This window comes from Archangium sp. (assembly GCF_057119385.1).
This window is the reverse complement of sequence record NZ_DBNGVP010000022.1, coordinates 60698-73167: the sequence shown is the minus strand read 5'-3', so window position 1 is coordinate 73167 and position 12470 is coordinate 60698. Positions and strand designations below refer to the sequence as shown.

The window sequence follows — 12470 nt, the reverse complement described above, 5'->3', positions numbered from 1 at the left end:
TCCGGCGTTCGGGCGGAAACGGCAACCGGGCCGGTCCGCCTTCACGCCTGTGTGACTAGGCCTTGGTGACCTTCTCGCGGCCCGGGCCCACGTTCTTGCAGGCGTTGCGCGTGTCCACCACGCACTGCGACTGCTTCACCACCATGTTGTAGTCGATGCTCGAGTGGTCCGTGAGGATGACGACCGCGTCGTACTGGGCGAGCGTCTCCGGGCTCAGCGGCACCGACTGCATGGTGTAGTGGAAGCCGTGGCCCTCCTCGAGGCGGGGCACGTACGGGTCGTGGTAGTCGACCTCGGCGCCCTTCTCCTTGAGCAGCGTGATGATGCGGAGGCTCGGGCTCTCGCGCATGTCGTCGATGTCCTTCTTGTACGCCGCGCCGAGGCACAGCACCTTCGCGCCATTGAGCGTCTTCTTCGTCTTGTTGAGCGCCTCCATGGTGCGAGTCACCACGTAGTACGGCATCTGCGTGTTCACCTCGCCGGCCAGCTCGATGAACTTGGTGTGGAACTCGTACTCGCGCGCCTTCCACGTCAGGTAGAAGGGATCGATCGGGATGCAGTGACCGCCGAGGCCCGGGCCCGGGTAGAAGGCCTGGAAGCCGAAGGGCTTGGTGGCCGCCGCGTTGATGACCTCCCACACGTCGATGTTCATCCGGTCGCAGAGCATCTTCATCTCGTTGACCATGGCGATGTTGACGCAGCGGTAGATGTTCTCCAGCAGCTTGGCCAGCTCGGCCACGCGGGTGGAGGACACCGCCACCGTCTCCTTCAGCGCGCTCGAGTAGAGCGCCTGCGCCACCTCGAGGCACGCCGGGGTATGGCCACCGACGATCTTCGGAATCGTCTTGGTGTTGAAGTTCTTGTTGCCCGGATCCTCGCGCTCGGGGCTGAAGGCCAGGTGGAAGTCCACGCCCGCCTTCAGGCCGCTCTTCTCCAGCAGGGGCTTGAGGACCTCGTCCGTGGTACCCGGATACGTGGTGGACTCGAGGATGAAGAGCTGGCCGGGACGGACGTGAGGCGACAGCGCCTCGCCCGTCTTGACGATGTAGCTCATGTCCGGCTCACGCGACGCCGTGAGCGGCGTGGGCACGCAGATGATGATGCAATCCATCTCGCGGGCCTTCGCGAAGTCCGTCGTGGCCTTCAGCTTGCCCTTGCTCGTCAGCTCCGCCAGCGGTGCACTGGGAATGTGCTTGATGTAGCTCACCCCCTTGGTGATGTTGTCCACCTTCCGCGTGTCCACGTCGAGCCCCGTCACGGGGAAGCCGGCCTCCGCGAATGCCATCCCGAGCGGCAGACCCACGTAGCCCATCCCCACCACGCCCACCCTCGCCTCCCGCCGGCGGATCTTCTCCAGCAGCGGGCTCACCATGACGCGCATCTGACTCACCTCTCCTGAAGGCGTGCGGGTTCCCCCGTCACACCCCCGTCACGTGTCTTCACTTGAAGACGACCACCCACCTCAGACACACCGGGGGCGACACCCGCACCCGGAACACCACCACCTGCGACGGCACCACGAGGCCGTACCCCGGCGAGTACCGGGACGGCTCCAACCGTGGCTCCAGGCCCGCCGCGAAGAGCACCAGTGCCTCCGGTGCCTGCGCCGGCCCCAATTCCACACCCATTGCCTCGAAACCCTTCGGCGCCTCCGGGACACGCAGCGCCCGCGCCAGCTCCTCGGGCGTTGGCGCCCTCATTCGCGCCTCGCGGTCCGGAAGGTGGATCCTCCCCTTCACATCGTGAAGCCCCACCCCCACCAGCGCGTCCGTCACCCCGAGCGCACGCTCGCGCTTGTCGAGCACGAAGGTGCGCTCCACTCCCACGGGAGAGGACAGCGCGCGGTAGCCGTCGTGGCGCACGGTGAGGCGATCCAGCTCCGCGCCCGGCTGGAACACCTGCACGCGGGCCCGCGCCGCCTCGGGCAGCGCGAACAGCCGGTTTGGATCCAACGGGGCCTGCTCCACGCCATCCAGCTCGAGCGTGTTGTGCGCGGCCGTGGAGCGGAACGCGTTGCGCACCAGGGGATCCCGCGTGTACGTGCCCGTGCCTGGATCCACGATGACGGGCCGCCCGTGCAGGTGCAGCTCGAAGGAGAGCTTGTCGTTGTGGCTGTGCCCGCCCACGCCGTGCTGTCCCTGCGTGCCCGCGCTCACCGTCACCACCGCGCCCACCCCGCGCAGCACGTGGAAGCCTCCCGCGGGGAAGCTCACGGAGCTCGCGGGTGGTGCCTCGGGCAGCCCCCGGAAGCATTCGAGCCCCGCCATGCCCATCAGCCAGGCGGCCTCGTCCGGGAACGTCCCCTCGGCGAGCTCCGCGTCACCGAAGAGCGCGGCGCCCAGCGGCGCGAGGTAGCCCTGCTCGCGGGGATCCCTCTCCTGGAAGGGGAAGACGCGGCCCGAGTCGTTGTCCCCCACCTGCGGCGCCAGCCCCCGCTCGGAGCTCCAGGCGTGCGAGGCCTCGTACATGCGGTGCAGCCGCGCCACGTACCGCGAGCCCAGATCCACGCCCTGGCCATGCGCCACCAGCAGCGCCAGGGTGAAGAGCTCCACCGACAGCCGGTGGTAGGGAATGGAGCCCTCGAAGGACGTGCCCTCGGGGTGCACCTGCGCCTCCATCTGCGTGCGCAGCCCCGTCACCGCGCACGCCACCTGCCTCGGCGCGTCCGGCAGCTCCGGGAAGAGCACGCCCGCCACCAGCAGGCCCACGTAGTTGGAGACGAGGTGGTTGTTGGGCACCGCGCCCTGATCCTCCAGGTGTGCCTCCACCCAGGCGGTGTGCTCGGAGAGCGACTCCAGCACCGGCACGAGGAACTCGGGCCTGCGCGCCTCGGGTGCGTCCGAGAACATCACCAGCGCCTGCGCCAGGTTGGCCGCACGCAGCGCCACTTCCATGGCGCACGTCCAGTGAACCCCCTGCCCCACCGGGTTGGCCTGAAGGAAATCCAGGGTCCTCGTCACGAAGGCCCGTGCGAAGCCCCGGCGAGCCTCCTCGTCGCGCTCCACCCAGTACCCCTGACCGAGCGCCACCAGACAATCCAACCGGCCGAGCACCCAGGGGAACTTCGGATCCACCCCCGGCTGGGCCAACCGCAGCTGCTCCACCGGGACGACCGGGTAGCGGTAGCCGCTCACCGGATCCCTGCTCCAATCCACTGGCTGGCCCTCGCCAAAGCACACGCGGGTGCCGAAGACGTCGAACTCTCCTCTGAGCGCGGCCCGGGCCCGCTCCAGGGCCCGTTCGCTGGCACCGGACAGGGCCGCGAGCGCCTCCAATACAGAGGCCCGCTGCCCCACCTCGCACCAGGCCGCGCCCGGGCGATCCGACAGCACCCGCTCGGCCAGCTCCTCCGAGGTGGCGGCACCGAAGGCCTCCAACAGCCTCGGCTCGTCGAGGCGCTCGCGCCTCTTATAGAGGGCCTGCCGCGCCACCCCCTGGACCCGCCGCGCCATCCCCCGGGCGAGCCCTGCCGGCGCGAGCCGTGCGATCGTCGAGTAGTATCCCAGCGTCCCCATTCCGCTCCGTCCCATCCCGGACGGGAGCGATAGCAAGTGCCCGGCCAGCGCAAGCACAGGGAAATACGGGGTTTGGGGACGGGGAATCCCCGCAGGCCAGTAAAAAGGTTGGGTGGCGGAGGGAATGAGTGGGAAAAGGTTTTCCTTCCGTCATGCCTTTGTTTCCCACACAGGGCTGCGTTGCGCCGTGGGACGACCGTGGCCATTCCTCCTGTGTGCAGGCGGGTGCTTGGAGCGGGTGGCGCGTGGGGCGGAGTGTCAGCGCCTCCGAGGTGGAGCGAACAGTCTCGGCCGTGGCCGAGCGGGCGCTGCACCACGGGGCGAGGGCCGGACTTGCTGCGCTCGTGGAATCGGTGGTGCGTCTGACGGAGACGCCGGGGGCCGCGCTGTACGCGGAGGGCCGGTGCGTGGCGCTCGCGGGCGTGACGCCGCCGGTGCCGGCCCGGGCCCATCCCCTTCAGATGATGAAGCATGGGCGCACGACACTGGTGCTGGGTACACCGTGTGTGGACCCCGCGGATCGGCAGCACCTGGCCCGGCTGACGGAGCTGGCCGGCGCGCTGCTGGCGTGCCGGGAGCGGGAGGACACGGCGAGGGCCGAGCAGAAGCGGCTGCGCCTGGAGCGGCTGCGGCTGATGGAGCGGCTGGCGCACCGGGAGCGGGCCTGGTCCCGCGCGGCGCATGACCTGCGCACGCCGCTGCTGGTGATCCAGGGCTATATCGACATGATGACCAAGGGCATGGCGGGCGCGCTCACGCCGTCCATGCAGCGCTACCTCGAGCGCATGGGCCGGGCGGCGGGAGAGATGAATGTCCGCCTCCAGCAGCGGCCCTCGGGCGAGGACGTTCCCGCGGAGGATTTGAGGGCGTTGCTGAGTGCCACCTTTGGACCGGGGCGGCCCGGCGCCGCGAGGCTGGAGCTGCCCCCCGGGCCGGTGCTGCTGAGGATGCCGCGGACGGGCTCGGCGCTGCTGGTGCGGACGCTGGAGCGGCTGCTGTCGGGGGCCGGGGCCTCCGAGGTGGAGCTGTGGGTGGATGCACCGGACGGGGTGGACGCGTGGCGGTTGCTCGTGAGGGCTCGGACGCAGCTGCCGTTGCCGAGCAGAGCGCTCGAGTCCCTGGAGCGGTTCGGGCGGAGATGGCAGGCCCGGGTGTCCGTGCAGGAGACGCCCGGGCTCGAGCTGGCCGTGGTGTTGCCACGCCTCCCGGGTTAGCGGATGCGCTATAGCTCGCTCCGATGACCCTCGCTCCGACGCTGTACGACTTCCAGATCGCCCTGAGCCACGTCGATCGCGCGATCGACCAGCCGCAGTTGAACTTCAAGGTCGCACGCCACCCGTCCGAGACCATGCAGCGGGTCTGGCTGCGGGTGTTCGCGTACTGCTGGCTGTGGGAAGAGCGGCTGGCCTTCGGCAAGGGTCTGGGCGAGCCCGAGGAGCCGGACCTCGAGTGCCGCGACTACACCGGACTGGTCACGAGCTGGGTGCGCGTGGGCAAGGCGGACCCGGTGAAGATTCAACGCGCCGTGGATCAGAACCCGCACGCGAAGGTGTCCGTGCTGTTCGAGTCTCCGCAGCGGCTCGAGGCGTTCCTCACCGAGGCACGTGAGGCGAAGGCCCTACGCGTGGCGAAGGCAGAGCTCGCCGCGATCGACGCCGACCTGCTGCGTGCGCTCTCCGGCTTCGACTCCCGGCGGATCAAGCTGTCGCTGACCCTGGTGGGCGACCACGCCTATGTCGAGTGCGAGGGGCAGAGCTTCGACGGTCCGCTGACCCGCGCGTCCCTGTGAAGCTCGAGCGACACGTTGGAGGACTCTCGCTCGCGCGCAAGGCCAACTACCTGCGCGCGAAGGGCTGGCACGAGGAGGACGGTGGCTGGTCGAGCGAGATCTTCGGCCTGCATCCGATGGCCAAGGCCGTCCACCACCAGCTCACCGATGACCTCAGCCAGGCACTCCGCAAACGGGGCTGGCAGGTCGTCGGCTTCTCCGAGCGCGGCTACGTGAAGATGCGCGATGGCGAGCAAGGCCAACCGTGCTCGTTGCCCAAGGCGCTGCGCACCCAGGCCCGCCGCGAGAAGCGGCCTGTCGCCGAGCTGACCTACGAGCTGTTCCTCGCGGCACTGCTGGAGGCGGAAAGCGCATAGGCCCGCGCTCACGATGTTCGAAGGTGAGCGCACGAGCCCCAGCCGCTACGCGTTCCCGCCGCGTTGGGTCAGACTCCGAAGATGGCCCTGGCCAATAGCGGGGGCCGGGAGCGGACACGATGAAGCACAAGGAAGCGACGACGGTGACGGTCCCCGGACCCGCGGGGCGGCTGATGGCGACAGTCGAAGGCGACGGCGGCATCCCCGTCCTCTTCGTGCACGACTTCGCCGCCGACCGGACGCACTGGGCGGAGACGCAGCACGGCCTCACGACCCGCAGCGTCTCGTTCGACCAGCGCGGCATGGGCGAGAGCGGCGGTGGCCACGGCCCCTTTGGTGTGGAGTCCTCGGTGGAGGATGTCACCGCCATCGCCGACGCGCTGCTGCCCGAGAAGTTCATCCTCGTGGGCCACGGCTTCGGGGCCGCGGTGGCCGGAGCCTTCGCCTCGTACTACCCCGAGCGGCTCGCCGGGCTTCTCTATGTCGACCCGATGGGAGACCCGCGCCGCCATGAGAAGGCCCAGGTGGACGCCTGGCTGGAGAACTTCAGCGAGGCGAAGTACGGCGGCTTCCACGAGCACTGGTTCACGCCCCTGCTCCTCGAGGCGAAGGAGAAGACGCGCGCGCTGGTCATGAAGACGCTGAGGACCTCGCGGCGGGAGGCCATCGCCGGCAACATGGAGTCGCTCTTCCGCTACAACCCGGACGAGGCCTTCGAGCGGTTCACCGGACCCACCCACGCGCTGGTGGCCAGCACCGGCCCGGAGACGTTCGCCGGCCAGCGGCCCGAGCTGTCCCACTCCACGCTGCCGCACACGAGTCACTGGATGATGCTGGACGCGCCGCAGTGGTTCCACACGGAGCTGGTCCGCTTCATCGGCCGCTGCAGGCACGAGCACTGAGCTGCTCAGCGGCCGCGTGGGAGTGACCTCAGGCCTCTCCCTCGGGAGCCTGCACCACGCGGGTGGCGCGCACCGCCGCCCGCCGCCGCATCCACCGCACGCCGAGCACGCCCACGGCCACCATCACCGCCGCGAGCAGCAGCCACCGCAAGCCGCCCTGCACGTCCGCGAGCACCCGGGGACCGAACCGGAAGCCCAGCCACGTCATCCCCAGGGCCGGACCCCATGCCGCCAGGGCATCGGCCAGGAAGAACCGGCGGTAGGGCAGCCCGGTGGCTCCCGCCAGCAGGAACGCCGGAGCGCGCAGGCCCGGCAGGAAGCGCGCGAGGAACACCGCCACCGCGCCCCTGCGCGCGAACAGCTTCTGGAGGAGCTCGATGCGCGCCGGGGTCAGCATCTTCGACAGCTTGGGATGCGAGAACACCCGCGGCCCCAGCGAGCGGCCAATCCGGTACAGCATGCTATCCCCGGCCACGACTCCCAGGTAGGCGGCGAGCACCATCACCGGCAGGTTCGCACCGCTGCGAGCGACCACCAGCCCACCGGTGATGATGACCAGCTCCTCGCTCAGCGGCACGCCCACTCCGCACAGAAGGAGGAGCAGGAACACCGCCGGATACGAGAAGCCCGCGATCCATAGTGCGACCTGATCCTCCACGCCGCCTCCTGGTCCCGGCAACATGCACATGCCAGGACGGGAGGAGAAGGGAACCCACCCTCCGGGGCGGGCCTCGTCCCCTCGCCTGCTTCAGGCGCCCGAGGGGAGCAGCTGGCGGACCAGGTCCAACAGTTTGCCGCGCTCCACCTCGCGCTTGACGAGGTAGCCGTCCGCGCCCGCTTCCAGGCCGGCGGCCCGCTCCTGCGGACTGTCCAGCGAGGTACAGAGGATGACGGGCAGGTGCGACAGCTTCGGGTGGGCGCGGATGCGGCGGGTGAGCCCGATGCCGTCCAACCGGGGCATCTGCCAGTCACTCACCACGAGCTGACACGGCGTGCGCTCGAGGATGCCCAGCGCCTCCTCGCCATCGCCGGCCGTGACCACCGAGTAACCGGCGATCTCCAGCAGCGACTTGATGGCGAAGCGGGTGGTGAGCGCGTCGTCGCACACGAGGATGTGCGAGCGGCGCACCTCGGTGGCGGCGCGCAGCACCACCGGAGCGGCGGCGACGCGCAGCAGCTCGGGAGCGTTGAGCACCGGCACCACGCTGCCGTCGTCCAGCACGGCGGCCCCGGCCAGGTGCGACACCGTCTGCAGGTGCCTCCCCAGCGAGCGGACGACGATCTCCTGCTGACCCACCACCGCGTCCATGGCGAACACCGCGCGCACGCCGCCGAGCGCCAGCACCATGGCCGTCTGCGGCTTGCCCGACTCGATGGCCAGGGGCAGCCGGGGCATGCCGATGGACGTGGAGAGCGGGTGGAAGGGCAGCTGCTCGTCCTCCACGCGCGCCACCACGTGCCCGGCCACCGTGCCCACGTCCCCGGGCGACAGGCGCAGCACGCGCTCCACCGCGTCCGAGGGAATGGCCACCACCGCCGTGCCCGTGCGCACCAGCAGCCCCAGCGCGCCCGCGAGAATCAGCGGCAGGTCGATGGTGAAGCGCGTGCCATTGCCCTTCTCGTAGGAGAGGTCCACCGCGCCCTGCAGCCGCGTGGCGGTGGTCTGCACCACGTCCAGGCCCACGCCGCGGCCGGACGTCTCCGTCACCTGATCCCTCGTGGAGAAGCCCGGCTCGAAGACGAGCCGCGCGGCCTGCATCTCGGTGAGCTTGGCGGCCTCCGCCTCGGTGAGCAGCCCGCGGCGCACGGCCGTGGCCCTCACGTTCTCCGGCGACAGGCCTCCGCCGTCGTCCTCCACCACCACCGCCAGACGCGTGCCCCGGGGCTCCACGCGCACCGTGAGCAGTCCGCGCGGCGGCTTGCCCGCGGCCGTGCGCTGCGCCGCCGTCTCGATGCCGTGGTCCAGCGCGTTGCGCACCAGGTGCTGCAGCGGATCCTTCAGCACGTCGACGATGCGCCGGTCGATGCGCACGTCGCCCCCGGCGAGCACCAGCTCCACGTCCTTGCCCAACCGCGCCGCCAGCTCGCGCACCGTGCGCTTGAGCGGCTCCAGCACCTGCGAGGCCGGCACCATGCGGAGATCGCGCAGGTCGTCGCGCACCACCTGGGCCACCAGCGCCAGCTGCTCGCCCTCGCGGTGCACGTCCTTGGACAGCTGCACCAGCCGCTTCTGCACGCCGCGCACCTGTCCCACGCCCGCGCGCAGCGACTCCAGCGCGCCGCCGCCTCCGGAGAGCGCCAGCTGCTGCGCCGCGCGCTCCAGCTGCAGCAGGGCCTGGTGCGTCTGCTCCAACAGCTCGCGGTGGGCCTCGGCGCGGCGCAGCTGCTGTGCCCGGCCCGCCGCGAGTTGCTCCACCTGGAGCGCCAGCGAGTCGAGCGTCCGCACGGACACGCGCACCGCCCGGTCCATGTCCTGCTGGCGCCGGCCGGCCGCCGAGCGTGCCGTCACCTCGGGCTCGGCCGGGGCCGCCGCGGGCTCGGCCGGCGTCTCCTCGGAGAGCGACTCCAGGGCGCCGCGCAGCTGCACCAGCGAGCCCGCGATGTCCGAGGCCGCCACGCTGGCCCCGACGCCCGCCTCCTCCATGCGCGCGAAACCCGCCCGCACGGAGCTCGCCAGCGACTCCACGGCGGAGATGCCGGCGGTGTTGGCCGCGGCCTTCAGCAGCTCGGCCAGGCCCACCGCCTCCCAGACGGCACCGGGGCGGTCCTCCAGGCCCGGCGAGCACAGCCGCGTCAGCGACGTCTCCAGCTTCTCGAGCGTCTGCAGGCCGTCGCGCCGGAACTGCGCCGGCACCTTGTTGGCCTTCACCTCGGGGGCCTGCTCGAAGCCACCGCGCCCGAGCGCGGCCAGCAGCGGCCCCAGGCCCTCGATGGCCGGCATCTCGCCCGCGTCACCGCGGTTGAGCGCCGCCTCCATGGCCGAGAGGATCCGCAGCGTCGTCTCCACCAGTCCGGGAGGCGGCACATGGCCGGGAGCGCAGCGCGCCAGCCCGTCCTCGAGGGCGTGCATCAACTGCTCGATGTCCGCCAGGCCCAGACTGGCCGCGGACCCCTTGAGGCTGTGCACCTCCCGCTTGAGCGCGATGAGCTGCTCGGCCGATTGATCGGCCGAGCCCTGCTCCAGCCCCAGCACCGCGGTGCCGATGGTCTGCAGCTGCTCGCGCGTCTCCGCGGCGAAGATGGGCCAGAGGCTCCGCAGAACCCGAGGATCCATTCGTCCCTCGCCCTAGCCCCGCCCCACGACCGCGGGATCGCTGAGCTGGACGAGGTCCAGCACCATCAACCGCTCCCGGGTGAGGAACGTGAAAGGTCCAGGCGGCGGGTGCGACAGGTCCGCGCGAGGCAGCTCCTGCCGTCCATCCACCTCTTCGGCCGCCAGTCCGAAGAACTCCTCGGACACTTCGACCACCACCACGCGCGTCAGGTCGGACATGCCGCCTCCTTCCAGGCCGAGCACCTGCCGCAAGTCCAGCACCGGCACCACGCGCGAGCGCGACACCAGCGCGCCCAGCACGTGGCGCGGGGCGCCCGGCAGCGGGCACAGGCCCTTGGATTCCAGCACGTGGTCCACCGCGTCGATGGGCACGGCATAGCGCTCACCGCCCACGCGGAAGGCGAGCACCGACAACGTCTCGCGCCGCTCCTCATGGCGCGACTCGGCCAGCGCGCGCGCACGCTCGGCCAGCACCTCGCGGCGCCGCTCCGGGCTGAGCACCTGGGCGCCCTCGAGCACCGCCTGCGCCTCGTCCAGCTTGCGGCGCAGGGCCGTGTAGTCGATCTTCTCGCGCGACTGGTCGCCGGCCATGACCCCTCGTCAGTACTTGCTGGCGGGAAGCTTCAGGATGCTGCGCACCTTCTCGCGCAGGTCATCCACCGCCACGGGCTTGTTGAGGAAGGCGCTCGCACCCACCAGCCGTCCGCGCTGCCGGCTCGCGTCATCCTTGAGCGACGTCAGCATCACGAAGGGCGTGGAGAAGAGGATGGGGTCGGCGCGGACGGCCGCGCACAGGGCGAACCCGTCCATCTCCGGCATCTGCACGTCCGAGATGATCAGATCCGGCTTGATCTCCCGGGCGCGCGCCAGTCCCTGCACTCCGTTACTCGCTTCGAAGAACTCCAGCCCCCACCCCATCAGGTACACCTGGATGAGGTTGGTGATGGTCTTCGTGTCCTCGACGATCAGAACCTTCATACGTCCCTTGCCTCCACGAACACGCCCCCGGTCACAGCTGGTACTTCCCGACGAGGTCGGAGAAGCGCTTGGAAAGATTGGAGAGGTTACCGGCCACCTGTTCGATGCGCTTGGTGCCCTCCACGTTGTCCTGCATGGCGATGGTCAACTCGTTCATCGCCGCGGCGATCTGCTCCACGCCGATGGTCTGCTGCCGGGTATTGCCGGCGATCTGCCGGGCGGCACCCGAGGAGTCCCGGATGACGTCGGACAGGCCCTTGATGGCGGCCCCGGCGCTCTGGGCCAGCTCCATGGCGGCCAGGGCGCGGCGGCTGCCCTCCTCGGTGGCCGACACGGCGGCGCGGGTGCCCTTCTGCACCTCGCCCAGCAGGGCGCGCACCTGGTTGGCGGCCATCTTCGACTGCTCGGCCAGGGTGCGCATCTCCATGGCCACCACCGCGAAGCCGCGGCCCTGATCTCCCGCCTTGGCCGCCTCGATGGAGGCGTTGAGCGCCAGCAGGTTGGACTGCTCGGCCACGTCCTTCACGGTGGTGATGATGTCGCCAATCTGGAGCGTCTGCTCGTTGAGGTCGGTGATGGCGAGGGCGATGGCCTTCACCTGCTCGCTGAGCTTCTCCATGGCGGCCACGCTCTCGTCGACGACCTTCTGGCCATCGGCGCCCAGGGCATCCGAGCGGCTGGTGCCGCTGATGACGGTGTCCGCGAAGGAGGTGGCCTGCTTGGACGTCTGGGCGATCTCCGCCACGGTGGCGCCCGTCTCGTGGATGGCGGAGGCCTGCTCGTTGGCCATGGCGGACTGCTGCGAGGAGGTGGCCAGCACGTTGGTGGCCTCGCGCTCCATGTCCGCCGCCGCGCCGCGCAGGTCCTTGAGGAGGTTGGTGAGCATCTCCGCCATGGTGGCGATGCTGCGCGCCAGGTCTCCCACCTCGTCGCTGCCGCTGGCGTCGATCTGCTGCCGCAGGTCTCCCGAGGCCATGCCGGCCGCCGCGCGCGCCAGGCGCTCCAGCGGGACGATGAGCACGCGGCACAGCGCGGCCACGCCCAGCAGGCACACGGCGAGCGCCAGCAGGCCCAGGCCGAGGGCGCGCACGGCCATGCTCTGGACGGCCTCCTCCAGCACGTCCAGCTCCAGGCCCACCTGCACCGAGCCCACGAGCTCCCGCGGCTGGGAGCCGCCCTCGGTCCGGGGGCCGCGCGGCTCGAAGTAGATGGGGGCGGACGTCTCCAGCACCGGCCGCTTGCCCACGGACAGCTCGCGGCGGGCGGGGGCGTCCTCGGGCAGGGCCGGCAGCATCGCCGGGTTCACCAGGCGCTGCACCTCGGCGTGGCCGAGGAGCTCTCCCTGCCGATCGCGCACCACCACGTACGCCATGTTGGGGTTGCTGCGCAGGGTGATGGCCGTGGCCAGCCGCAGGCCCTCCTCGTCCCGGGACCAGGTGGCGGTGCCCAGGTGGTGGGCCAGCTCCTGGCTGGCCGCCGCGGCGCGCTTGGCGAACTCCACCTTGAGCGACTCGCGCATCTGGAACGAGAAGACGGCGACGAGCACGGCCGTCACCAGCGCGCCCGACACGCCGGTGATGGCCAGGATCTTGGTCCTCAGGCTGAGCCGGCGCATGTCCAGCCTTTGGATCTCGGGCGGTTTCATGCCAGTGACTT

The 12470-nt window shown here is 70.7% G+C and carries 11 protein-coding genes; 4 read left to right on the top strand and 7 right to left on the bottom strand.

The window, feature by feature from the left end:
* Positions 1-55: 55 nt before the first annotated feature.
* Together AC16DP_RS05460 and AC16DP_RS05455 are read right to left on the bottom strand one after the other, a co-directional pair.
* The gene (locus tag AC16DP_RS05460; protein ID WP_329732642.1) at positions 56-1381 is read right to left on the bottom strand and encodes a nucleotide sugar dehydrogenase; all 1326 of its coding nucleotides are present in this window, start codon (positions 1379-1381) and stop codon (positions 56-58) included.
* 58 nt (positions 1382-1439) lie between these two features.
* Entirely contained in the window at positions 1440-3515 is a 2076-nt protein-coding gene (locus AC16DP_RS05455) for an alginate lyase family protein (protein ID WP_329732643.1), read from the bottom strand.
* A gap of 245 nt (positions 3516-3760) precedes the next feature.
* On the opposite strand from AC16DP_RS05455, the gene AC16DP_RS05450 reads away from it, so the two are divergent.
* The 4 genes from AC16DP_RS05450 (at position 3761) to AC16DP_RS05435 (ending at position 6562) form a co-directional block, all read left to right on the top strand.
* Positions 3761-4729 (top strand): histidine kinase dimerization/phospho-acceptor domain-containing protein, encoded by a 969-nt coding sequence (locus AC16DP_RS05450; RefSeq protein ID WP_329732644.1) that lies wholly within the window; start codon positions 3761-3763, stop codon positions 4727-4729.
* Between the two features lie 23 nt (positions 4730-4752).
* Positions 4753-5304 (top strand): YaeQ family protein, encoded by a 552-nt coding sequence (locus tag AC16DP_RS05445; protein WP_329732645.1) that lies wholly within the window; start codon positions 4753-4755, stop codon positions 5302-5304.
* A complete protein-coding gene (locus AC16DP_RS05440; protein WP_329732646.1) occupies positions 5301-5660 on the top strand; it encodes a hypothetical protein in 360 nt (119 codons plus the stop codon). Before AC16DP_RS05445 ends, AC16DP_RS05440 begins: the two co-directional genes overlap by 4 nt.
* A 119-nt stretch (positions 5661-5779) precedes the next feature.
* Positions 5780-6562 (top strand): alpha/beta fold hydrolase, encoded by a 783-nt coding sequence (locus AC16DP_RS05435; RefSeq protein WP_329732647.1) that lies wholly within the window; start codon positions 5780-5782, stop codon positions 6560-6562.
* A gap of 28 nt (positions 6563-6590) precedes the next feature.
* Here AC16DP_RS05435 and AC16DP_RS05430 read toward each other — a convergent pair whose 3' ends face one another.
* The 5 genes from AC16DP_RS05430 to AC16DP_RS05410 all read right to left on the bottom strand — a co-directional run bounded on the left by AC16DP_RS05430 (position 6591) and on the right by AC16DP_RS05410 (position 12459).
* Entirely contained in the window at positions 6591-7220 is a 630-nt protein-coding gene (locus tag AC16DP_RS05430; RefSeq protein WP_329732648.1) for a DedA family protein, read from the bottom strand.
* Between the two features lie 90 nt (positions 7221-7310).
* Positions 7311-9836 carry a hybrid sensor histidine kinase/response regulator gene (locus tag AC16DP_RS05425; RefSeq protein WP_329732649.1) on the bottom strand — a complete coding sequence of 842 codons (2526 nt, stop codon included), beginning with the start codon at positions 9834-9836 and terminating at the stop codon, positions 7311-7313.
* Between the two features lie 12 nt (positions 9837-9848).
* On the bottom strand, positions 9849-10427 hold the full coding sequence (locus tag AC16DP_RS05420) for a chemotaxis protein CheW (protein ID WP_329732650.1): 579 nt from the start codon (positions 10425-10427) through the stop codon (positions 9849-9851).
* 9 nt (positions 10428-10436) lie between these two features.
* On the bottom strand, positions 10437-10814 hold the full coding sequence (locus AC16DP_RS05415) for a response regulator (protein WP_047858980.1): 378 nt from the start codon (positions 10812-10814) through the stop codon (positions 10437-10439).
* A gap of 31 nt (positions 10815-10845) precedes the next feature.
* Positions 10846-12459 carry a methyl-accepting chemotaxis protein gene (locus tag AC16DP_RS05410; RefSeq protein WP_329732651.1) on the bottom strand — a complete coding sequence of 538 codons (1614 nt, stop codon included), beginning with the start codon at positions 12457-12459 and terminating at the stop codon, positions 10846-10848.
* Positions 12460-12470 lie beyond the last annotated feature (11 nt).

What these genes read in the sequence shown, in the direction of transcription:
- AC16DP_RS05455 (WP_329732643.1), bottom strand. Translation starts at nt 3,515, where the DNA reads ATGGGGACGCTGGGATACTACTCGACGATCGCACGGCTCGCGCCGGCA.
- AC16DP_RS05415 (WP_047858980.1), bottom strand. Translation starts at nt 10,814, where the DNA reads ATGAAGGTTCTGATCGTCGAGGACACGAAGACCATCACCAACCTCATC.
- AC16DP_RS05425 (WP_329732649.1), bottom strand. Translation starts at nt 9,836, where the DNA reads ATGGATCCTCGGGTTCTGCGGAGCCTCTGGCCCATCTTCGCCGCGGAG.
- AC16DP_RS05435 (WP_329732647.1), top strand. Translation starts at nt 5,780, where the DNA reads ATGAAGCACAAGGAAGCGACGACGGTGACGGTCCCCGGACCCGCGGGG.
- AC16DP_RS05460 (WP_329732642.1), bottom strand. Translation starts at nt 1,381, where the DNA reads ATGCGCGTCATGGTGAGCCCGCTGCTGGAGAAGATCCGCCGGCGGGAG.
- AC16DP_RS05445 (WP_329732645.1), top strand. Translation starts at nt 4,753, where the DNA reads ATGACCCTCGCTCCGACGCTGTACGACTTCCAGATCGCCCTGAGCCAC.
- AC16DP_RS05420 (WP_329732650.1), bottom strand. Translation starts at nt 10,427, where the DNA reads ATGGCCGGCGACCAGTCGCGCGAGAAGATCGACTACACGGCCCTGCGC.
- AC16DP_RS05410 (WP_329732651.1), bottom strand. Translation starts at nt 12,459, where the DNA reads ATGAAACCGCCCGAGATCCAAAGGCTGGACATGCGCCGGCTCAGCCTG.